Source organism: Sinomonas sp. P10A9, from assembly GCF_041022165.1.
GTDB lineage: Bacteria > Actinomycetota > Actinomycetes > Actinomycetales > Micrococcaceae > Sinomonas > Sinomonas puerhi.
Genome location: NZ_CP163302.1, coordinates 1,278,115 through 1,299,802, shown reverse-complemented (window position 1 = coordinate 1,299,802; position 21,688 = coordinate 1,278,115). Strand labels below are relative to the sequence as shown.

Annotated in this window: 23 protein-coding genes; 14 read left to right on the top strand and 9 right to left on the bottom strand. The window is 68.8% G+C overall.

Annotated features, from left to right (window positions below):
* The 5 genes from AB5L97_RS05930 to AB5L97_RS05910 all read right to left on the bottom strand — a co-directional run bounded on the left by AB5L97_RS05930 (position 1) and on the right by AB5L97_RS05910 (position 6,156).
* Positions 1-825, bottom strand: a complete 825-nt coding sequence (locus AB5L97_RS05930; RefSeq protein ID WP_369046859.1) for an ABC transporter permease — start codon at positions 823-825, stop codon at positions 1-3.
* Positions 825-1,793 (bottom strand): ABC transporter permease, encoded by a 969-nt coding sequence (locus AB5L97_RS05925; RefSeq protein WP_369046858.1) that lies wholly within the window; start codon positions 1,791-1,793, stop codon positions 825-827. Before AB5L97_RS05925 ends, AB5L97_RS05930 begins: the two co-directional genes overlap by 1 nt.
* Positions 1,790-2,947 (bottom strand): extracellular solute-binding protein, encoded by a 1,158-nt coding sequence (locus AB5L97_RS05920; protein WP_369046857.1) that lies wholly within the window; start codon positions 2,945-2,947, stop codon positions 1,790-1,792. The genes AB5L97_RS05925 and AB5L97_RS05920 overlap by 4 nt, the downstream gene beginning before the upstream one ends.
* Before the next feature lie 306 nt (positions 2,948-3,253).
* A complete protein-coding gene (locus AB5L97_RS05915; RefSeq protein WP_369046856.1) occupies positions 3,254-3,700 on the bottom strand; it encodes a DoxX family protein in 447 nt (148 codons plus the stop codon).
* 233 nt (positions 3,701-3,933) lie between these two features.
* Positions 3,934-6,156: an NADP-dependent isocitrate dehydrogenase gene (locus AB5L97_RS05910; RefSeq protein WP_369046855.1), complete on the bottom strand. Its 2,223-nt coding sequence runs from the start codon at positions 6,154-6,156 to the stop codon at positions 3,934-3,936.
* A 372-nt stretch (positions 6,157-6,528) separates the two neighbouring features.
* Here AB5L97_RS05910 and AB5L97_RS05905 point away from each other — a divergent pair, with 372 nt between their 5' ends.
* The 9 genes from AB5L97_RS05905 to AB5L97_RS05865 all read left to right on the top strand — a co-directional run bounded on the left by AB5L97_RS05905 (position 6,529) and on the right by AB5L97_RS05865 (position 11,270).
* Positions 6,529-6,657, top strand: coding sequence for a hypothetical protein (locus AB5L97_RS05905; RefSeq protein ID WP_369046854.1), 129 nt, complete (start codon positions 6,529-6,531; stop codon positions 6,655-6,657).
* Between the two features lie 188 nt (positions 6,658-6,845).
* Entirely contained in the window at positions 6,846-7,598 is a 753-nt protein-coding gene (locus AB5L97_RS05900) for an AfsR/SARP family transcriptional regulator (RefSeq protein ID WP_369046853.1), read from the top strand.
* Positions 7,599-7,906: 308 nt separating this feature from the next.
* Positions 7,907-8,356 carry a hypothetical protein gene (locus AB5L97_RS05895; RefSeq protein WP_369046852.1) on the top strand — a complete coding sequence of 150 codons (450 nt, stop codon included), beginning with the start codon at positions 7,907-7,909 and terminating at the stop codon, positions 8,354-8,356.
* A 197-nt stretch (positions 8,357-8,553) separates the two neighbouring features.
* Positions 8,554-8,745, top strand: a complete 192-nt coding sequence (locus AB5L97_RS05890; protein ID WP_369046851.1) for a hypothetical protein — start codon at positions 8,554-8,556, stop codon at positions 8,743-8,745.
* Positions 8,746-8,841: 96 nt separating this feature from the next.
* Positions 8,842-10,188, top strand: a complete 1,347-nt coding sequence (locus tag AB5L97_RS05885; RefSeq protein WP_369046850.1) for a hypothetical protein — start codon at positions 8,842-8,844, stop codon at positions 10,186-10,188.
* Positions 10,189-10,248: 60 nt separating this feature from the next.
* A complete protein-coding gene (locus tag AB5L97_RS05880; RefSeq protein WP_369046849.1) occupies positions 10,249-10,440 on the top strand; it encodes a hypothetical protein in 192 nt (63 codons plus the stop codon).
* A gap of 60 nt (positions 10,441-10,500) precedes the next feature.
* Positions 10,501-10,692 carry a hypothetical protein gene (locus tag AB5L97_RS05875; RefSeq protein ID WP_369046848.1) on the top strand — a complete coding sequence of 64 codons (192 nt, stop codon included), beginning with the start codon at positions 10,501-10,503 and terminating at the stop codon, positions 10,690-10,692.
* A gap of 145 nt (positions 10,693-10,837) precedes the next feature.
* A complete protein-coding gene (locus AB5L97_RS05870) occupies positions 10,838-11,029 on the top strand; it encodes a hypothetical protein (protein ID WP_369046847.1) in 192 nt (63 codons plus the stop codon).
* Positions 11,030-11,078: 49 nt separating this feature from the next.
* Positions 11,079-11,270 (top strand): hypothetical protein, encoded by a 192-nt coding sequence (locus AB5L97_RS05865; protein ID WP_369046846.1) that lies wholly within the window; start codon positions 11,079-11,081, stop codon positions 11,268-11,270.
* A 62-nt stretch (positions 11,271-11,332) separates the two neighbouring features.
* Here the strand turns inward: AB5L97_RS05865 and purH are convergent, their stop codons facing one another.
* Positions 11,333-13,045, bottom strand: coding sequence for a bifunctional phosphoribosylaminoimidazolecarboxamide formyltransferase/IMP cyclohydrolase (gene purH, locus AB5L97_RS05860; protein ID WP_369046845.1), 1,713 nt, complete (start codon positions 13,043-13,045; stop codon positions 11,333-11,335).
* A gap of 108 nt (positions 13,046-13,153) precedes the next feature.
* Between purH and AB5L97_RS05855 the strand changes: the two genes are divergently transcribed.
* Both AB5L97_RS05855 and AB5L97_RS05850 read left to right on the top strand, forming a co-directional pair.
* Positions 13,154-13,615 (top strand): DoxX family membrane protein, encoded by a 462-nt coding sequence (locus AB5L97_RS05855; RefSeq protein WP_369046844.1) that lies wholly within the window; start codon positions 13,154-13,156, stop codon positions 13,613-13,615.
* A gap of 177 nt (positions 13,616-13,792) precedes the next feature.
* Entirely contained in the window at positions 13,793-14,266 is a 474-nt protein-coding gene (locus tag AB5L97_RS05850; RefSeq protein WP_307955954.1) for an SRPBCC family protein, read from the top strand.
* 106 nt (positions 14,267-14,372) lie between these two features.
* On the opposite strand, the gene purN is transcribed toward AB5L97_RS05850, so the two are convergent.
* The 3 genes from purN to AB5L97_RS05835 form a co-directional block, all read right to left on the bottom strand.
* Positions 14,373-14,957 carry a phosphoribosylglycinamide formyltransferase gene (gene purN, locus AB5L97_RS05845; RefSeq protein WP_369046843.1) on the bottom strand — a complete coding sequence of 195 codons (585 nt, stop codon included), beginning with the start codon at positions 14,955-14,957 and terminating at the stop codon, positions 14,373-14,375.
* 71 nt (positions 14,958-15,028) lie between these two features.
* A complete protein-coding gene (locus AB5L97_RS05840) occupies positions 15,029-16,339 on the bottom strand; it encodes a DUF6350 family protein (protein WP_369046842.1) in 1,311 nt (436 codons plus the stop codon).
* 99 nt (positions 16,340-16,438) lie between these two features.
* On the bottom strand, positions 16,439-17,605 hold the full coding sequence (locus AB5L97_RS05835) for a 12-oxophytodienoate reductase (protein WP_369046841.1): 1,167 nt from the start codon (positions 17,603-17,605) through the stop codon (positions 16,439-16,441).
* A 131-nt stretch (positions 17,606-17,736) separates the two neighbouring features.
* Between AB5L97_RS05835 and AB5L97_RS05830 the strand changes: the two genes are divergently transcribed.
* From AB5L97_RS05830 to AB5L97_RS05820, 3 genes are all read left to right on the top strand, one after another.
* Positions 17,737-18,957, top strand: coding sequence for an MFS transporter (locus tag AB5L97_RS05830; protein WP_369046840.1), 1,221 nt, complete (start codon positions 17,737-17,739; stop codon positions 18,955-18,957).
* 182 nt (positions 18,958-19,139) lie between these two features.
* Entirely contained in the window at positions 19,140-20,300 is a 1,161-nt protein-coding gene (locus AB5L97_RS05825) for a glycosyltransferase family 4 protein (RefSeq protein WP_369046839.1), read from the top strand.
* A 14-nt stretch (positions 20,301-20,314) separates the two neighbouring features.
* Positions 20,315-21,679 carry a UDP-glucose dehydrogenase family protein gene (locus AB5L97_RS05820; RefSeq protein ID WP_307955948.1) on the top strand — a complete coding sequence of 455 codons (1,365 nt, stop codon included), beginning with the start codon at positions 20,315-20,317 and terminating at the stop codon, positions 21,677-21,679.
* Positions 21,680-21,688: the final 9 nt, after the last annotated feature.

Below are 21,688 nucleotides of genomic sequence, written 5' to 3'. Positions count from 1 at the left end.
CTACTTGATCTGGAAGCCCTCGGCGAGCTGGCCGCCGACGATGTGCTTGTGCGCGGCCAGGAGCAGCGCGACGGAGGGGATGGCGAGCAGGATCGAGAAGACCGCCGCGACCTGGGTGGGGTAGTTGAGCACGAGGGTGTACATCTGGGTCGGCATGGTGAAGTAGTCCGGGGCGCCGACCAGGTACGTGCCCTGGGCCTCGTCGAACGAGGCCAGGAAGCTCATGATCGCCGCGACGAGGATGCCCGGGAGCGCCATGGGAAGGGTGACGCTGGAGAACACCCGCAGCCTCGACGCCCCCGCGTCGCGCGCGGCCTCCTCCAGGCTCCTCGGGACTGCCGCGAACGCCGCCGACGGGATCCATGTCATGAAGACGACGGTGCCCAGGAGGTGCACGATCAGGATGCCCAGGATCGAGTTCATCAGGTTCAGGGTGTAGAACAGCGCGGCGAGGGAGACGAAGAGGCCCATCTTGGGGAACGCGTTGGCCGCGAAGAGCCCGATGAGGAAGAACCGCCGCCCGGGGAACTCGAAGCGCGCGAAGGCGTACGCGGCCGGGAGGCAGATGAGCGCTGAGGCCAGGACGGTGATCGGGGCGAAGAAGAGGGAGTTCTGCACCGCGACCCCGAGGGCGTTGTCGCTGAAGACGAGTTCCCACCACTTGAACGTCCACCCGTCCGGGACCAGGTTGGGGTATGTCCAGTTCGTGGCGAAGGCCCGCACGGCCAGCCACAGGAGCGGGCCGATGATGAACACGGCCATGGCCAGGGCGAACAGGACTACGAGCGTGCCGGTGAGGGCGCGGCGTGGGGAGGAGTTCTGCATCAGAGGGCACCGCTTTCCCTGGCCGAGCGGAAGTTCGCCCACACGTAGACTGCGGCGATGCCCGAGGCGATCGCGAACACGACGAAGGCCATGACGACGGCCTGCTGGGGCTGGTTGAAGGCCGAGAAGTAGTTGGACATGTCCACCCCGAGCATGTTCGGCGAGTTCGGGCCCGTGAAGTACGGGACGGTGAAGGAGCCCAGGATCCCGATGGCTGTGAACGTGGTGGCGATGATGATCGGCACCCCTGCCATCGGCACCACAACGCTGATGACCACGCGCCAGAAGGAGGCGCCGGCGTCGCGCGCGGCGTCGATCATGGCCTGCGGGACCGCCTGGAGCCCGGACGTGATGAGGAGGGTCGCGAAGGGAAGCGACGTCCACACCGAGCCGATGATGACGGTCACCATCGTGAAGGACCAGACGGGGAAGTCCACGCCGAGCTGCGCGGCGACGCTGCGCAGGAACCCGTCCGCCGAGTAGAACCCCAGGATGGCCCACGAGGCGATGACCACGGGGATGAACAGCGGGATGACCGCCAGGGCCGAGAGGATCTTCCCGATGACGCCGCCCACGAACTTGAGGTACAGGCCGATGCCGGCAGCCAGGAGGATCACGACGGCGGTGCTGACCACCGTCACGATGACCGTCACCGCGAGGTCCCCGAGGAACCGCGGGTTGGTGAACATGTCCGCGTAGGCGCCGAACGTGGGGCCGCCCTGGGCCTCGTGGACATTCTGGCCGATGAGGGCGATGGTGCGGTTGAGTCCGCCCGTGAACCCGAGGCTGAAGGCGAAGGCGAGCACGATCGGGAAGCCGATGAACAGGGCGATGAGGACGATGGGCGGCAGCGCCATGGCGAAGCCGGCGGCGCGCCCCGCCCCCGCGCGCTGGGCCGAGGCCGAGCGCGCGGGGGGAGACGGGATGGGACGGTCCGGCTGCCGGACCGCGGTGGACTGGGAGGTCACTGGCCGGGGACCTTCTGGTCCCAGAGGTTGTTCATGTCCTTGGACATCTGGTCGAAGTACCCCTTGCGGAGATTGTTCGTGTCCGCATTGGCGAACCTGTCCCTGATGTCCGCCGGGAGCCTGTCGATGGAGATGGCCGGGTAGCCGGAGATCTCCTTCACGATCTCCGCCTGCTGCTCGGGCTGCAGGACGAAGTTCGCGAGCCTGAGCGCAGCATCCTTGTTCGGCGCGTTGACCGGGACACCGAGGTACGCGGCGCCGCCGGTGAACGACGGGCCGGTGATCTGCGCGGCCTTCACGCTCGCCGGGATCGTGCCGTTGGCCGAGCCGGTGAGGAACTGGTCGGACCAGACCGGGGCCATCGAGATCTGGCCGCTGGCCAGCAGCTCGAGGGTCTGCTTGTTGCCATTCGGGTAGACGCCCTTCTGGTACACGGACGGGTTCAGGCCGCGCAGTGTCTCGAAGCCCTGGTCCCAGGTCGACTCAAGGTCCTTCTCGTAGCCCACGGTCATCTTCTGTCGGGCATCCGCCGGGACGTACTTGTCCAGGACGGTCGCGGCGAACGCCGCGCCCGACCCGCCGGACTTCGGGGAGTTGTACGTGAACCTGCCGGGGTTGGCCTTGATCCATTCGAGGAGGTCGTCGAGGGTCCTCGGCGGGGCAGCGACGGTCTTCGTGTCATACGCGAGCAGGACCGAGGACCCGCGGTACGGGATCCCGCCGGTGCCGCCGGCCTTGACCACGTCCGCTGGGATGTCGGCCAGGGCCCCGACCGAGGAGGTGTCCACCTTCTCCAGGAGGCTGGCCCCAGAGGCCTTGGCGACGAATCCGCCGTCCACCAGGTCGAAGTCCGCGTCCTTCTTCTGCTCCACCGAGCTCGTGAGCTTGGCGAGCGTCTGCGCATCGTGCTCGCCGTGCAGGTCGATCTGCACCTGGACCCTGTACCCCGGATTCGCCTTCTCGAACGCCGGGGCAAGGTCCTTCTCCCACAGGCTCTGGATGTTCATGTCACCGCTGATGAAGACCTTGACGGTCTTGATGCCAGCATCGCCGGCGTTCGTCTTGGCGGCCGTACTGCTCTGGGCGCAGCCCGTGAGGGCCAATCCGAGGGCCGCGGTGTACGCGGCGGCACGGAGAACGGTTGAGAACTGCATGAAGATGTCTCCTGTAGGCGCGAGGGCAGGATTCTGCCCAGGAAATCTCGGTGGGTGCCAGATGGTCGGTCACTCCCCGCCCGAGCAACACGCATGAATACTTCATCGAGTCCGGATTGCACCTAGGAGACAGCAAGATGACATGAGAGTTAACTACCAACAAAAGTTAGGGTAACCTAAATATGAATGATTTGTTGAACAAAACTCCTCACAAACCCGTGCTGGCCATCACGACAGCGGCGCCCCCGCGCCCTGGCGAACTGTCTCGCCGGGGCCCGAGGCGCCGCTGTCAGTTGCGGGCTGCGATCACGCGGCCAAAGCGGCCCAACGGTCCGTGCGGCGTCCGAAGATCAGACCGTCCACAGAGGCGCGGCCGGGACCGACGAGCGCAACGGCCGCAGCGCCGGCAGCAAGGACGAGCACGAGCTCCATGCCGCCCTTCTCGACAAACATCCCGGCAGAGACGTGCACGAGGAAGAGGGCCGAGAGCATCTCGACGGCCAGCAGGGCGCCAGCCACGCGGGTCAGGAGACCAACAATCAGGAGCGCACCCCCAGCAAGTTCGAGGCCAGCCGCCATCGGCGCGGCGAACTGAGCGCCGGGGACTCCCATCTGGGCGAAGGCGCCCTGTGCGCCCGGAATCGTGAATTCGAAGAACTTCTGCCAGCCGTGGGCGAAGAACACTGCGCCGAGCGCAACCCGGAGGATCGTGCGCGCGGCGTCGGCGAGGGCGGGGCGGTGGATCGTGGCCATGGAGGCCCCTTTCTATTGGTGGTCGTCGGCTCGCTGACCGCTAGGCTTGCGAACACATACTCCAATATTCAATTGAAGTTTCAAGCATGATCTTGTCGTGAAGGCCTGCCTTGTGTCAAAGAGGCGTCGCGCAACCCTTCGTGCCGTCTAACGCGCGACGGCGCCCCGCGCCGTGACGAATGATCTCGCCAGTGCGCGGGGCGCCGTCGTTGGCCGCAGGCAGCGGCCGTGCGCTACTTGCGCAGGCCGTCGACCACAGCGTTGAGTGTTGCGGAGGGGCGCATGACCGCGGTGGCCTTCGCCTCGTCCGGGCGGTAGTAACCGCCCAGGTCCACGGGCGAGCCCTGGGCCGCGAGGAGCTCGGAGACGATCGTCTCCTCCTGCGAGGTCAGCGCCTCGGCGACGGGCGCGAACGAGGCGGCCAGCGCGGCGTCGTCCGTCTGCTGCGCGAGCTCCTGCGCCCAGTACTGGGCAAGGTAGAAGTGCGAGCCGCGGTTGTCGAGCGTGCCGAGCTTGCGGCCCGGAGACCGGTTCTCCTCGAGGAAGGTCCCCGTCGCGCGGTCCAACGTATCCGCGAGGACCTTCGCCGCGGGTACCCCGGCCTGCTCGGCGTAGAGCTCGAACGAGGGCACGAGCGCGAAGAACTCGCCGAGGCTGTCCCAGCGCAGGTAGTTCTCCTTGACGAGCTGCTGCACGTGCTTCGGCGCGGAGCCGCCCGCGCCCGTCTCGAAGAGGCCGCCCCCGGCGATGAGCGGGACGATCGAGAGCATCTTGGCGCTCGTGCCCAGCTCGAGGATCGGGAAGAGGTCCGTGAGGTAGTCGCGGAGCACATTGCCCGTGACGGAGATCGTGTCCTCGCCCTTGCGGAGGCGCTCGAGCGTGTAGGCGGTGGCCTCGGCCGGGTCGAGGACCTTGATAGTGAGGCCCTCGGTGTCGTGCTCGGCGAGGTACTGGTTGACCTTGGAGATCAGGTTGCGGTCGTGCGCGCGGCTTTCGTCGAGCCAGAACACCGCAGGGGAGCCAGTTGCCCGCGCACGGTTCACGGCGAGCTTGACCCAGTCACGGATCGGCAGGTCCTTGGTCTGGCACGCACGCCAGATGTCGCCGGGCTCGACGTCGTGCTCGATCAGGACATCGCCTGCCTCATTGACGAGCTGTACCTTGCCTGCGGTCTGGATCTCGAACGTCTTGTCATGGCTGCCGTACTCCTCGGCCGCCTGGGCCATGAGGCCGACGTTCGGGACGGTGCCCATGGTCGTCGGGTCCAGCGCGCCGTGCTCACGACAGTCGTCGATGACCGTCTGATAGACCCCCGCGTAGGAGGAGTCGGGCAGGACGGCGAGCGTGTCATGCTCCTGGCCGTCGGCGCCCCACATGTGGCCGCCGATGCGGATCATAGCCGGCATCGAGGCATCAACGATCACGTCGGAGGGGACGTGCAGGTTCGTGATGCCCTTGTCCGAATCGACCATCGCAAGCGCCGGACCGTCGGCGAGGCCCTTCTGGATGAGTGACTTGACGCCGTCGCGGACCTCCTCGGGCAGCGCGTCGAGCCCGCCGAGGATCGAGGCGAGGCCGTTGTTCGGGCTCAGCCCCGCAGCGGCGAGCTGCTTGCCGTAGGTGTCGAACAGCTCGGAGAAGTACGCCGTGACCACGTGGCCGAAGATGATCGGATCGGAGACCTTCATCATCGTAGCCTTGAGGTGCGCCGAGAAGAGGACGCCATCCTGCTTGGCCCGCTCCACTTGGGCCGCGAGGAACCCGTCGAGCGCCGAAGCGCGCATCACGGTGCCGTCAACAACCTCGCCCTGGAGGACCTTGAGGCCCTTCTTGAGTTCCTTGACCGCTCCGTCGGCGAGCACGAGCTGGATGGTGAGCGAGTCGTCGGCCGGCAGGACCACGGACTTCTCGTTCGCGCGGAAGTCGCCTTCGGCCATCGTCGCGACGTTGGTCTTCGACTCGGCGCTCCAGGCACCCATCGAATGCGGGTTCTTGCGCGCGTAGTTCTTGACGGACAGGGGGGCGCGGCGGTCCGAGTTTCCCTCACGGAGCACGGGATTGACCGCGGAGCCCTTGATCTTGTCGTAGCGCGAGCGGATGTCCGTCTCTTCATCGGAAGAGGGGTTGTCCGGGTAGTCCGGGAGGGCGTAGCCGTGGGCCTGAAGCTCCGCGATGGCGGCTTTGAGCTGCGGAATCGAGGCAGAGATGTTGGGCAGCTTGACGATGTTGGCCTCTGGCGTCTTCGCGAGGGCACCAAGCTCCGCGAGCGCGTCAGACTCCTGCTGGTCCGGCGTGAGGTAGTCGCCGAATGTGGCGACGATGCGCCCTGCCAGGGAGATGTCACGGGTCTCGATCCGGACGCCGGCCGCCGAGGAGTACGCCTGGACGATCGGGAGGAAGGAGTGGGTCGCCAGCATCGGCGCCTCGTCCGTGTGCGTGTAGATAATGGTGGCCATGGGTGGGCGCCTCCTGCGGAGCTGATGCAGACCGCGGCGCCGATGTGCGCGTGAGCAATCGCCGCAGTATGCGTGGGTGCTGCTATGTCAACGTCCCTAATCTACCGGAGCATGGGCCATGGCCTGTTTCGTGACGGTTCTACACGCCGGGCACGCCAACGCAACTCGCGTCACGTTCACGCCTAGACTCCCTCTCAGGGGACAGGAAAGTTCGGGGCGTCAAGCCCTCACCACGCGAAAGGCACCCAGAGGGACATGGCACAGCATTCCGCGGACGTCAACCGTGGCGATCCCCCCGAGGCCGAGCTCTTAGAATTCGGCACCCTGGTACTGCGGGTATGGCGCGAGCCCGACGCCGCACAGGGCCTCAGGGTGCGCATTCTCACCTCCCATGGGCGCCAGGAGCCCACATCGACGGCCCTTGCCACGGACGTTGAGGCCACGCTTGCGGCAGTCAGGGCATGGCTCGAGGAACAACTCGAGGGCGACGTGCCGTCCTGACAGGATCTCGCCTAGGAGCGACAGTGCGCTGCTGATTGCATGACAGTTCTGAAAACTGCAATAAATCCATTGACTGGACTATATCCCCCTCGTCATGCTGGTTTCGTTCATCAGGAACGCCTCCACTCCCCTCAACCGATTCGGAGCGGCCGCATTCCGGGAACCTAAGTTTCATGGGGGCGGGTCGCATGTCGTGGGAACTTCATCTTCTGGGCTGCTGGCAGCTCGACAGGCGTGGCACGCCTCAGACCGTCGGCGCCCGACAGCAGCGTCTCATCGCATCCCTAGCCCTCTTGGGCGCACGCACCCGCCGCTACCTCGCTGGCCTCCTGTGGCCCGAGAGCACTGAGGAGCAGGCCGCAAGCAGTCTCCGCGTCACGGTCTTCAAGATCCGCCACCAGCTTCCGGGCCTGCTCGCAGACGGCGCAGAGCCGCTCCGCTTGTCCGACGATGTCCATGTTGACGTCGATCGGCTCCGCGACGGCGCCGACTCCGCCCTTGCCGGCACCGAGCCTGCCGCCGGCCTGACGGACCTCTTGTACGCCGCCGAGCTCCTCCCCGGGTGGTACGACGACTGGCTCCTGTTCGAGCAGGAACGCCTCCGGCAGACGCGCATCGCCGCACTGGAGGCCCTCGCTCGCCGCCATCTCGGCGAGGGCCGTCCCGAGGCCGCAGTCGCCGCCGCGATGCGAGCCGCGGCCATTGAGCCATTGCGCGAGTCCGCGCATGCCCTGGTGATCCGGGGTCAGGTGAGAGCAGGTAATGCGGCGGGAGCGCGCCGCACCTACGAGGACTTCCGGCGACGCCTCGCCGAGGAGATGGGCCTCGAGCCCTCCACACGACTCGCGCAGCTCCTGAGCGCCGAGCCGCTCGAGAATGCAGGAGCCCGGCCCGTGACACACGCGGCAGGGAGGCATCGCCAACCCCCGAAGGAGCTCTAGTGACACATCGTGCCGACACCTCACACCCCCGCCCAACCAGCGTTTCCCTGCTCAGAGCGTCCGCCGTGGGCCTCCTCGCCGTAGGCCTGATGATGGCCCCGATGCTGCCGGCGTCGGCTGCTCCTGGGACGGGTCAGGGAGTCGCATGGGGGCACTATATGCACGTCGCCTCCCGAGCAATCCCCAGCCCTCACCGCCCGAATGCCGTTGACTCTGCCGTCGTTGTGGGTCCGCTGCGCCCCAACGGCGGCCCGGCCTCCGCCTCCGCCACCGTGGAGAACTCATGCGCAGGCTGCTCAGGCACCGCCGTGACGCTCCAGGTCCTCACCTCGCCCGGCGTCTCGACCCTGCTCGCCAACAATCTGGCGACGGCCTACACGACAGGGGACTGGGCGTCGTCGGCCGCTGTATCCGTCCAGATCATCGCGACGGCCGACGCACGCTCCATCATCGCCAACAACGCTTCGATCGCCGTCAACGAGGGCTGCACGGGGTGCAGCACCCAGACCGTGGCCATCCAGTACATCCTCGTCGGCGGGCAGCAGCGCGACCTCTCGCCAACCGCCCGGAGCATTGTGCTCGGGATCGAGCAGGCCCTCGGGGTCTCCTTGAACGCGTTCGCGTCGGCCCCCGCCGGCGAACGCTCGGCCCGCGCGCATTCAGCAACGAACGACGCCGTCGAGAGGGCTCGCGCTGTCATCTCCGCCGACACGGGCGCCGCCGTGCGGGCGAACGTGGACGTCGACAGCGGGGAGTAGCGCCCCCAGTCTGCTTACTCCCAGACGCCATCCTGGCCCCGCTGCAGCGCCGCTGCGGCGGGGCCTTCTGCATGCCCGGCCAGGCATCGCCCCACGTCAGCGCGATAACGGGTTGATAACGCGAAGGTAACACTCCATCGAATGTACTTACCGCAGCGATTGATCCCCAGTCGCCAACCAACAAGGAGATGATTCACATGACGAAGATCACCGCTGCTGAACTCGCTGCTGAGACCGTCGAGCTGCTCCCCTCTCGCGACACCCTCCTGCTCGACGCCAACTGGGCCGGCATCGTCGCGACCAACACGTCGCTCGCACTGAACGCCGCCACGTTCGGATCGGTCGCCAACAGCATGGCGGTCCAGGGGATCGCCGTCTGGCAGGGCTAGTCCCCCCTCAACGCGCCCAGAGGCGGCCGCCCGCCCCCAGCCCGGCCGCCTCTGGGCTGCCCGCCAACCATCCGAGTCCCAGCCAGGAGAACCCCCATGTCGCAGAACCTCGCCCCAGCGATCGACAGTTGGCAGCGGGCCGACGGCGTCGAGCTCTTGGGCCCCGTGCGGGGATCCGGCCTCAACCACAGCACCTACCTCGTGCGCCGCGTGGACGGACAGGTCGTCCAGATCAGCGAACTCCTCCACCTCATCCTCGCCAAGGCGGAACATCCCCTTGCGTCTGAAGAACTCGCCCGGCGCGTGAGCGACGAATTCGGCCGCGAACTCGACGCCGACGGCCTCAGGCTCCTCGCCGAGGCCAAACTCGAGCCACTCGGCATGCTCAAGCGGGAGGGCAGCGCGGCCTCCCCCGCCCCGGCGCCCACGGCAAAGCCGCTCCTCGCGCTCAGGGCAAAGGCCACGATCTTCCCGCGAGCGGCCGTCGACAAGCTCTCCTGGATCCTGAGCCCCCTGTACGCGCCCCCGGTCGTCATCGCCGCCGTCCTGGGCCTCATCGCCCTCGACGTCTGGCTGTTCGCCGTTGCCGATGCCGTGAGCGCCCTCAAAGACGTGCTCATGACGCCGAGCATGCTCGTCCTCCTCTTCGCGCTCATGACGGTCGGAGCCCTGGTCCACGAGCTAGGCCATGCAGCTGCGTGCCGCTACGGCGGCGCACAACCGGGGGTCGTCGGGTTCGGCCTCTACCTCGTCTTCCCTGCCTTCTACACGGACGTGACGGACGCCTACAGGCTCAGCCGCGCTGGACGCATCCGCACGGACCTCGGAGGCCTGTACTTCCATCTCCTGTGGGTCGTCGCAGCGGGCGCTGGATACCTCATGAGCGGTAGCCCTCTCCTGCTGCTCCTGGTCATCACGACCCAGCTCCAGATGGCACAGCAGCTCCCCCCGACGATCAGACTCGACGGCTACTTTGTCCTCGCCGATCTCGCGGGCGTCCCGGACCTCTTCGCCCGTGTGGGTCCGGTGCTGCGCAGCCTGATCCCGGGCCGGGAGACCGATCCACGGGTTCTCGAGCTGCGCCCCGCAACGCGCTGGATCGTCACATCCTGGGTGCTCATCGTGATCCCCTTCCTTGGCGGCGTGCTGGTATGGCTCGCTGTGAGTCTGCCGTTCATCCTCCAGCAGGCGTATGCCGCGGGTTCGATCCACGCGCAGAACCTCGTCACATCCATCGCCGGCGGACACCCCTTCGAAGCGGTCCTGTCCGGTCTGGCACTGGTGATGCTCACCCTGCCCGCGGCCGGATCAGTGCTGGTCCTCGGTCAATTCGCTCGTTCAATCCTCGCCACCCTGATACGACGCCTCGCGCCCAGCCTGCCCAGGCCGATGCCACGCCACGCGGCATACCGGCCCGGACTTCGAATCGGCCATCACAGCTGAACCCCGAGTCCCACTGCCGTCACGAGAAGAACACAACACCCTTGAAAGGAGGTGAATTCAATGCAGAAGCTCACCATGGCCGATCTGGCCGCCGAGTCCGTTGAGATGCTTCCCTCACGCGAAACCCTCGTCCTCGATTGGAACACGGCGCTCATCGCCGCCTCCAACACCTCGGTTGCGCTCAACGCGGGCACCTGGTTCTCAAGCGCCAACAGCACCGCCGTCCAGCTCATCAGCGTGCACCAGAGCTGACCCCGATCGAGTCGCCATCCTGAACCGGCGCCTCGGACCCGACTCCATCAGGAGGACATCATGACGGCACTCACGATTGCCGAGATCGCCGACCAGCAGGCCGAACTGCTTCCGCAGCGCGACACCATGCTGTTCGACATCAACATCGCCCCCGTCGTGGCGGTCAACCTCGCGATCGCGGTCAACGCCGCAACGTGGGGTTCGACAGCCAACGCCACGGCGGTACAACTCATCGGCGTGCTCCAGCACTGAGCCGCCGAGCCAGCCGGGACCCGGCACCCCGCGGGCTCACCCCCCGCACGGTGCCCGGACCTGCCGGCTCCGGGGAGGCTGGGCCTTCCAGCCTCCCCCACCTCCCTTTCCCGCACACACGATCACCCATCAGGAGTTGAGTTCCATGACCAAGCTGACCATCACCGACCTCGCCGCCGAGACCGTCGAGCTGCTTCCGTCCCGCGAGACCCTCACGTTGGACACCAACCTTGCCGGCATCTGGGCCTCCAACATGTCGCTGGCCGCCAACGTCGACACCTTCTTCTCGCACGCAACCAGCACGGCCGTCCAGGGCATCCTGGTCGTCCAGAGCTGACCGTCTCATGGCACCCGAATAACCTGACCTGCGGAAGGAGGTGAACCAAATGCAGAAGCTCACCATCGCTGAGCTCGCGGCCGAGTCCGTCGAGCTCCTCCCCGGACGCGAAACTCTCCTCGCGGACTTCAACGTCGCGTTGATCTCGGCTTCGAACGCATCCCTGGCCGCAAACGTCCTGACTGTGTGCTCGAGCGCCAGCAGCGCCGCCCTCCAGGGCATCGTCGTCGCCCAGTCCTGACGACGCCAACGCAAGAGGGAGGCCGGTCACCCGGCCTCCCTCTCAGTGTGTGGCCTCTGGACTCAGTGGAAGAAGTGGCGCGCGCCCGTGAAGTACATCGTGATGCCCGCGGCCTTCGCGGCCTCTACGACCTCCTCATCGCGGACCGAGCCGCCCGGCTGCACGACGGCGCGCGCGCCGGCGTCGATGAGGATCTGGAGTCCGTCGGCGAAGGGGAAGAACGCGTCCGACGCCGCGACGGCGCCTCGCGTTCGAACGGGTGCGGCAGCACCGGCGTCGCTCGTGCCGACGTTCGCGGCACCACCGGCAGCGTCAACCCCCGAGGCAACCTCGACGCCGAGCGTGTTCGCGCGCTCGACCGCGAGGCGGCACGAGTCGACGCGGTTCACCTGCCCCATGCCGATGCCCACCGAGGCGCCGTTGTGCGCGAGGAGGATCGCGTTGGACTTCGCGGCGCGGGAGGCCCTCCACGCAAAGACGAGGTCCGCGAGGGTGGCGTCGTCGGCGGCCTCACCCGCGGCGAGGGTCCAGTTCGCCGGGTCGTCGCCCTCGGCATCGAGCGTGTCGGAGACCTGGACGAGCACGCCGCCCGAGATCTGCTTGATCTCGGTCGGGTAGCGCCCGTAGCCGTCCGGGAGGGCGAGGAGTCGGATGTTCTTCTTCTTCGAGAGGATCTCGACGGCCTCCGGCTCGAAGTCTGGGGCGATCACGACCTCGGTGAAGATCCCCGCTACCGTCTCGGCCATGCCCTTCGTCACGGTTCGGTTGGCGGCGATGACGCCGCCGAACGCCGAGACCGGGTCACACGCGTGGGCCTTGAGGTGGGCGTCCGCGATCGGATCGGCCGCCCCGGGGGTTGCGACCGCGATGCCGCACGGGTTGGCGTGCTTGACGACAGCGACGGCGGGCTCGTCGAAGTCGAAGGCGGCGCGGAGGGCGGCGTCGGCGTCGACGTAGTTGTTGTAGCTCATGGCCTTGCCATGGAGCTGGTCTGCCTGGGCAATACCTGCCGGAGCGGCCTTGTCGACGTACAGGGCTGCCTGCTGGTGCGGATTCTCGCCGTAGCGGAGCACCTCGGAGCGCTCGAGCGCGAGGCCGGCGTAGGCGGGCCACGCGACCTTGTCTCCGGCTGCGCCGGCGCCGTCCTCATCCAGGAACTGGCTCGCCGTCCACGTCGCAACCGCCGTGTCGTAGGCCGCGGTATGCGCGAACGCCTTGGCCGCGAGGCGCTGGCGGGTCGTGAGGCTGAACCCTCCCGACTTCGCGGCGGCAATCACGTCGCCGTAGGCGCCCGGGTCTACGACGATAGCGACGGCGGCGTGGTTCTTCGCGGCCGAGCGCACCATGGCGGGCCCGCCGATGTCGATCTGCTCGACGACGTCGTCCATCGCCGCGCCGGACCTCACCGTCTCCACGAACGGGTACAGGTTGACGACGACGAGGTCGAACGGCTCGATCTGCAGGTCCTTGAGCGTCTGCACATGGGCCGGGACGCGGCGGTCCGCGAGAATGCCTCCGTGTACCCGCGGGTGGAGCGTCTTGACGCGGCCATCGAGCATCTCGGGCGAGCCCGTGACCTCCTCGACCTCCTGCACCGGAACGCCTGCCGCGGCGATCCGCTTGGCCGTCGATCCGGTCGAGACGATGCGGACGCCCGCCTCGCTCAGACCGCGGGCGAGCTCCTCGAGACCTGTCTTGTCGTAGACCGAGATGAGGGCCCGGCGGATCGGGACGAGGTCCAGCTCGATGGTGCGGGCAGAGGTCTCAGGGCTCACAGACAACACTCCGGGTCTTCGGGGAGGGTGGGTTTGGTGCCAGTCTATCGCCTAGGCTGATCCCGGAACGGAACCCGAGGGCCGGACCGCCGGCCAAGGAGAGAAGCCATGGGATTCAAGCTCAGCCACGCCGTCCTCCGCCTTGTCACTGGCGCTTACATGGTCAATGCCGGAGTGGGCAAGCTCTCTCTCGACGAAGAGGGCGCAGGCAACCTCCAGGGTATGGCAGCCAATGCCCTCCCCCAGATCCGGCAGATCCCCCCGGCAACCTTCGGCAAGGTGCTCGCAGGGGCCGAAATCGGCCTCGGGGCAGCGCTGCTCGCCCCGTTCGTCCCGACCAAGCTTGCCGCGCTGGCCCTCACGGCCTTCTCGGGCGGCCTCCTCGCGACCTACCTCAAGACCCCGGGCCTCACCCAGCCGGACGGCATCCGCCCGACTGCCGCGGGCGTGCCCATGGCGAAGGACTCCTGGCTCGTCGCGATCGGCATTGCCCTGCTCGTGGACCGGAAGCACCGCAAGCCGGCCAAGGAGTCCAAGCACAAGGCCGTCGCGACACAGCCCGGCCGGTAGCCTTCAAAGACGCGCCCACCCACACTCCGCTAGGCCGCGCAGGGTGTGTTTGCGCCAGTGCAGCTTTGGGTACCACGGTGGGGTCGGTCGAAAAAGAGGCCGCAGGCAGGGGCGATGTCCTCGAGGGGCGTTGCCCGCCACTGCCGTCGAACAAGCGCCAACCGTAAGGAGCAACGCATGTCCACCGTGCAGGAATCCATCGACGTCGCAGTCCCCGTAGCTGCCGCGTACAACCAGTGGACCCAGTTCGAGAGTTTCCCCGAGTTCATGGGCGGGGTGGAGTCTGTTGTCCAGCAGGACGACACCCATCTCCATTGGACGGCGAAGGTCGCCGGACAGACCCGCGAGTTCAACACCGTGATCACAGAGCAGACGCCGGATGAGCGCATCGCGTGGAAGAGCATCGACGGGGTGGGGCACGCCGGAGTCGTGACCTTCCACCGGCTCAACAATGCCGAATCACGCGTCTCGGCCCAGTTCGAGTGGATCCCGGACTCAACAACGGAGAAGATCGGGGCCTTCTTCGGCGCCGACAGCGCCCAGGTCAAGAAGGACCTGAAGAAGTTCAAGGACTTCGTCGAGGCCCAGGGTCCCACCGGGGCTTGGCGCGGAGACATCGACTCACCCCCGCAGACCGGCGGCGTCTTCTGACCCGTCTCTGACGCGCGACGGCGTGTGCCCACCTGAGTGGGCACGCGCCGTCGTGCGTCCGGGGGGCTGGGTCGCGCATCGGCAGGGCTGTCCGCTGCAGGATGCCTCAGCCGGCGCGCGCCTCGAGTTCGCCGTCCGCGAGGCTGCGCAGGACGTCGATCAGGAGGCGCCGTTCAACGACCTTGATGCGTTCGTGGAGGGATTCCTCGTCGTCGCTGTCCGCGATCGCCACGGCCTCCTGGGCGATGATCGGACCGGTGTCCACGCCGGCGTCTGCCCAGTGAACGGTGCAGCCGGTGACCTTGACGCCGTACTCGAGCGCGTCGCGGACGCCGTGCGCGCCTGGGAAAGCAGGCAGGAGTGCGGGGTGCGTGTTGAGGTAGCGGCCGCCGAAGCGGGCGATGAACTCGGGGCTCACGATCCGCATGAAGCCCGAGGACACGACAACGTCCGGCTCGTATGACGCAACCTTCGCGGCGAGCGCGGCGTCCCACTCCTCGCGGGTCTCGAAGGAGTTGAAGTTGACGACGAAGGTGTCAATGCCAGCCTCGTCGGAGCGCTCGATCCCGTAGGTCCCCTCGCGGTCGGCGCCCACGGCCGCGATCTCGAGGTTGAGCGCCCCGGCCTTCACGGCGTCGATGACGGCCTGCAGGTTGGAACCGGTGCCGGAGACGAGGACTACGATGCGCATGGCGTCCACCTTACCGGCGGGGAATGCTCCGGGTGCCGACGGGCGGCGACAGCTCGCTGTGTCGTGCGGCGTCAGACTGCGGCCCGCCCGGCCTCCTCAGCGCGGGCGTGCTCTAGCCACGGCCCGAGGGCGTAGCCGAGGCATGCGCCGATCGCGGTCTCGGCGCCGACCCAGACAAGCATCCACAGGGGGCTCACTCCGAGTTCGGTGAACCGTCCGATCCCGACTGATCCGCTCGTGAGCCACGCGAGCCCGGCCGCGAGGGCACCCGCGGCGGCGCCGACCAGCACACCGACGACGAGCGCGGAGACCGGTGCGGAGAACCACCGGGCGTGGATCTTGATAGAGAGCCACTCGTCGAAGTGGTCCTCGCCCTCGCGGACAAACCACCAGCCGCCGATGAGCCCGGCGAGCACCGGAATGACGAGCGCCGCGGGCCCGAACGGCAGGGGGCCCGCGGGGATCGCCGCGAGGACGGGGATCGGCGGAAGGGGCGCGACGGCGGTCGCGAGCGCGCCCGCAGTGGATCCCGATCCGAGGGTCACTCCCGCGCCGGAGGCCCATCCGAGGGTCCACACCACGAGATGCGGGAGGTAGCCCGCCTGGCCGAGTGCCATGGCTGCGCCGCCCACCGCGTCGGCCCCCACGCCCTCGTAGACCGTGACGGCCTCGGCCCAATGGCCGAAGAGGTCCACCGCGAGGACAGCCGACGAGAGCGCGAGAGCGGCCATGAGTGCGACGAACCCGGCACGGAGCACAGACCACGCGTAGCTCCCGGCCCAGCGCGAGTACTGCCCGGTGCGGGCGATCCAGTCGACGGCGTCGACGCCGATGAGCCGCGCCCACGACCCGGCCTCGCGCCGTGCCCCGACCACGAGGCCGAGGCCCACAGGGGCGAGCGGGATGAACGTCGCGGCCACCATGCCGACGTTGACCTGCGGGGTGCGGCACACGAACGCGGTGGCGAACGCGAAGGCCGCATAGGCCGCACCCGCACCGGCGAGCCCCTGCCACAGCGTGTCCGCGTAGGACGCTCGCGCCAGCCTCCGCCCGCTGCGCCAGGTCAGGAGCACTGGGATGACCGTGAGCCCGAGGGGGATCAGGGAGAGCGTCCCCACGACGGGTGCGGCCGACTCCCCCGTGCTCGGCGTGATGGCCAGCTGCAGCGGGACCCCGTGGGCCAGAAGCCAGAGCTGGCCCGCCAGACGCGCAACGCCCTCGGGCTGCCACGCGCCGAGCCCGCCAGTCATCCACACACCGAAGACCGGGACGAGGGCAAGGACGGCAGAGATCAGGATGGCCTGGACTGCCTCCGCGACGCCCTGGAGCCACAGCGGCATGGGCAGGCCCCGGAGACCGGACTGGTCGGCACGCAGTTTCATCGCCCTCCACTGTGCCACGGCCGCGGCCCCGGGCAGTTCAGGCGCACCGGAGCCCGGGCGAACGCCGGTGGCGGGCGCCAGCCCCCGGCCCGGTGACGGTCAGGACAGGTGCAGGCGGTCCTCGGCGCTGAACGCACGGATCTCCTCGGTCCGGCCCTCGCGGACCTTCGCGACCCACGCCGGGTCGGAGAGGAGCACGCGGCCCACGGCGACGAGATCGAACTCGCCGCGGCCGAACTGCGCCAGCAGCTCGCCCAGCCCGCGGACGCCGGAACGCCCGCCCTCCTGCCAGGTGACCTCGAACTCGTTGTCGAGGCCCACGGACCCGACCGTGATCACGGGGAGTCCCGAGAGCTTCTTGGTCCAGCCGGCCAGCCCGAGGCGGGCGTCCTCGCCGCCAGCCGCATCTGCCGGTTCCGGGAATGCCGGCTCCCAATGACGCCGGGTCGAAGGGTGGAACGCCGAGACGCCAGCGTCCGCGAGCGTCCGTAGGACAGTGCCGAGCTCTTCGGGGGTCTCGGCGATGCGCGCGCCGTAGTCTCCGGACTTCCACTGCGAGAAGCGGAAGATCACCGGGAAGTCGGGGCCGACGGCCGCGCGGACCGCCGCGACCACCTCGGCCGGGAAGCGCAGCCGCGCCTCGAGGGATCCGCCGTACTGGTCCTCGCGCCGGTTGGTGCCGGCCCAGAGGAACTGGTCCAGGAGGTAGCCGTGCGCGCCGTGCAGCTCGACGCCGTCGAAGCCCGCCTCCCTGGCGGCCGCGGCGGCGCGGGCGAAGTCGTCGCGGATGCGGGCGAGTTCCTCGAGGGTCGCGGCGCGCCCGCGCTCCGCGCCGTTGGGCGCGATGCCCGATGGGCTCAGGGACGGCAGGTCCGGGTTGAAGTCTGCGTGGTCGCCGCGTGCCGCGCCGAGGTGCCACAGCTGGGGCACAATCCGGCCGCCGGCCGCATGGACCTCGGCCACCAGTGCACGCCACGCGGCGAGCTGGGCCTCGCCGAACAGGCGCGGCACGCGGGTGCTCGGACCCGAGTCCTCGGAAACGTACACACCCTCCGTGATAATGAGCCCGACGCCGGCCGCGGCCCGCCGCGCGTAGTAGCCCGCGACGTCGTCCGTCACCGTGCCGTCCGGCGAGAACTCACGCGTCATGGGGGCCATGACGAAGCGGTTCGGCACGGTGAGGGTGCCGAGGCTGAAGGGCGTGAAGAGTTCTCCGATTCCGGGCTGTGCGGACGAGTCGATGGGCTCGGTGTGCTCAAGAGTCATGCTGGACCCAACCCGTCGTGTTCCCGGCGCATTCCGACGCAGCGTCCGGACCCCCTGTGACCTTCAACACATCATCTGCTCTGAGAAGCGCAGATCCGTGCCCGGCACCGGGCGGGCATAGACTCGGCGCCGTGAACCGACCAGCCACCCCGCCCGGGCCGCTCAGCGGACCCCCCGCGAGCGCCGTCCTGCCCCTCTATGCGGCCGGCTTCACCACCGCGTTCGGCGCCCACAGCATCGCCGCCGGCCTCGGGGCCGAGAGCGGCCAGATCGGTCTGGACCTGCTCACGCTGGGCGTCCTGCTTGCGCTCTATGATCTCGCCGAGGTGTTCCTCAAGCCCGTGTTCGGCTCGCTGTCGGACCGGATCGGGTCCAAGCCCGTCGTGGTGGGCGGCCTCGCGGCGTTCGCGCTGGCCTCGCTCGTGGGCATCGTGGTGCAGGGCCCTTGGGCCCTCGCAGTCGTGCGCCTCGGGCAGGGCGCGGCAGCATCGGCATTCTCACCGGCCTCTTCAGCAAGCGTGGCGCGCCTCGCAGGGCCGCTCACGGGGAAGTACTTCGGCAGGTACGGCTCGTGGAAGGGGCTCGGCTATGCGATCGGCCCGCTGCTCGGTGCTGCAGCCCTCTTCCTGGGGGGCTTTCCCGTCCTGTTCGGGGTCCTCGCGGTCCTCGGCGCGGCCGTGGCCGTCTGGGTGGCCGTCGCGATGCCGCGGCTCGAGCCGCTCCCCCGCCCCCGGTACACGGTCGCGGACCTCGCCCGCCAGCTCGGCGAGCGCTCGTTCCTCGGACCCACGATCGTGCTCGCGGCCTCGACCGGGTCGCTCGGCGCGGCCGTCGGCTTCCTCCCCGCCCTCGCGGCCCACACCGGCCTTCCGACGGCCGCGGCAGTGGCCGCAGTGACGGTGCTCGCAGTCGCGTCGTCCCTCATCCAGCCACGGATCGGTCGGCTCCGCGATGAGGGCAGGCTCACGGACAGGACCGGCATCATGGCGGGACTCGGGGCGATCGTGCTCGGGGCAGCGGCCGCCGCGCTCGTCCCGCTCGCGCCCGGGGTCTTCGGCGCCGTCGGGGTATACGCTGCCGCGCTGCTCGTCGGCACGGGGATCGGCATCGCGACGCCCCTCGCGTTCGCGCACCTCGCCGATGCGACGCCCGCGGAGCGGATGGGCAGGACGATGGGGTCCGCGGAGCTCGGCCGCGAGGCGGGCGACGCCGGCGGGCCGCTTCTCGTCGGGGCCGTCGCCGCGAGCGCAGGTCTGGGCTGGGGGCTCGCGTCCCTCGCCGCTGCCGTGGCCCTCGCCGGATTCGCCGTACCGCGGGACCCCGCACACCGCTCCGACACTGCGCCCGGGTAGCCTTCGGCCGATCCGCCCGAGGTGGGCTGGACAGCCGGGGCCGGCCGGGCGCCGTCATACGCCGGACCCAGCCACGCGTCCCGCGGAATCCCGCGGAACGCCACCCGCCCGTTCATCTAGCCTTCTCCGACACGTCACGCGTGCTCTGCCGCCCAGTCAAGTGGTCACAGGATGGTGGAGGCGTGAGGATCGCGATTGTTGCCGAGTCGTTCCTGCCGCAGATGAACGGAGTAACGCACTCCATCCTGCGGATCCTCGACCATCTCCAGGAGCGAGGCGACGACGTCCTAGTGATCGCCCCCTCCGGAGAGGGTGCGATCGGAGTCTTCCCGGTGACGGAGACCGTGAACAGCGCCCGAGTGGTGCGCATGCCGGCCTTCCCGATGGCTGGCTACCCGCACGTCCGGGTCGCGTTCGGGGCCGTCCCCAAGGTCCGGCGGATCCTCAGGGACTTCAAGCCCGACGTGGTCCATCTCGCCTCCCCCTTCGAGCTCGGCTGGCGCGGCGTGCGGGCCGCCAAGCAACTGCACGTCCCCACCGTCGCCGTGTACCAGACCGAGGTTCCGGGCTATGCAGCAAGATACGGCGTGCCTTTCCTCGAGTCCTGGGCGTGGCAGCGGGTCGAGAATATCCACCGACTCGCGGACCGGACCCTCGCGCCGTCGACCTTCGCCGTGGAACAGCTGCGGAAGCACGGGATCCCGCGGATCGAGATGTGGCGCCGTGGCGTCGACACCGCACGCTTCAACCCGGGCAGGCGCGACGACGCGTGGCGAGAGAGCGTGGCAGGGACCAACGCCGACGGAAGCCCGGTCAAGGTCATCGGCTACGTCGGCCGGCTCGCCGCCGAGAAGCAGGTCGAGGACCTGCGCGTCCTCATGGACCTGCCCGGCACGCGGCTCGTGATCGTGGGCGACGGGCCGATGCGCGCCCAGCTCGAGGCCCAGCTTCCCAGGGCGCACTTTGCCGGCTTCCAGGGAGGCGACGACCTGCCACGTCTCCTCGCGAGCTTCGACCTGTTTGTGCATCCGGGCGAGTTCGAGACGTTCTGCCAGACCATCCAGGAGGCCATGGCCTGTGGCGTCCCGGTGGTTGCCACCGGCCGCGGCGGCCCGCTCGACCTCGTCGAGAACGGCAAGACCGGTTGGCTCTACACGCCCGGCGATCTGGACCAGATGCGCGAGTACCTGCAGGGCCTGCTCGACGACGACGCGATGCGGGCAGCCTTTGCCGGCGCCGCCTGGCAGAGCGTCCAGGGCCGCTCCTGGAAGGCGATCTGCGACCAGCTCATCAACCACTACGAAGACGTCATCTCGCTGCGTGCCAAGAGCATCGCAGGGTGAGAGGAAGGAACACCATGAAGATCTCGGTCATTGGCTGCGGTTATCTGGGCGCGGTGCACGCCGCAACGCTCGCCTCGATGGGCCACACGGTGGTGGGCATCGACACGGATGCCGACAAGGTGGGCCACCTCGCGCGCGGCTTTGCCCCGTTCTTCGAGCCCGGACTCGAAGACCTCCTCGCCGACGGGCGCGATACGGGCCGGCTGGCCTTCTCGACGGACATGGACCTCGTTGCAGACTGCGACATGCACTTCCTGTGCGTGGGGACGCCGCAGTCCAAGACGAGCGATGTCGCGGACCTCACCTACCTCGAGGCTGCCAGCCGCTCCGTGGCCGCGCGCGCCAAGGCGGGTGCCGCCGTCGTGGGCAAGTCCACGGTGCCGGTCGGGACCGTACGGCGGGTGCGCGAATGGCTGGGCCGGGACGACCTCGAGCTCGCATGGAACCCCGAGTTCCTGCGGCAGGGCACGGCAGTGAAGGACTCGCTCGTGCCGGACCGCCTCGTCTACGGGGTGGATGACGCGGACGACGACGCCGGCGTCGGCGTGGGCCACAGGGCCGTGCGGATCCTCGACGAGGTCTACGCTCCCCTCCTGCACGCCGGTGTGCCCCGAATCGTGTGCAACGCCGCGACGGCGGAGCTCATCAAGTCCGCGGCCAACGCGTACCTGGCAACGAAGCTCTCCTACATCAACGCCATGGCCGAGCTGTGCGACGCGGCCGGCGCGGACGTCACCCAGCTCTCCGCCGCGATGGGCCTCGACCCGCGCATCGGCCAGCGGTACCTCGCGGCCGGCCTCGGGTTCGGCGGCGGGTGCCTGCCCAAGGACATCCGTTCGTTCCGGGCCCAGGCACGCGATCTCGCCGTCGACTCGGTGGACGCCTGGATGGGGCTCGTGGACTCGATCAACGTGGGCCAGCGCGGGCGGGTCGCTGCGCTGGCGGCGGACCTGTGCGGCGGATCCGTGGCAGGGCGCCGCATCGCGGTCCTCGGCGCGGCGTTCAAGCCGGACACCGACGACATCCGCGACTCCCCCGCCCTCGACGTCGCCGTGCGACTCGCGGGTGCCGGTGCGCACGTGGTGGTGACCGACCCCAAAGCGATCAACAACGCGTGGATGCGGTACCCCCAGCTGCAGTTCGAATCCTCCGCCCCCGCGGCGCTCGAGGGCGCGGAGATCGTGCTGCTGCTGACCGAATGGCCCGAGTTCCGTGCCCTCGACCCGTTCGAGACGGCGTCGCGAGTGCGCCGGCAGGTCATCATCGATGCGCGCAATGTGCTCGACGGCGACGCCTGGCGCGCGGCCGGCTGGGACCTCTACGGGATGGGGACCGGCGACGCCGGGCTCCTCAGCTCTGTCGAGACGCACGCCGGCTGACCCGGCTGG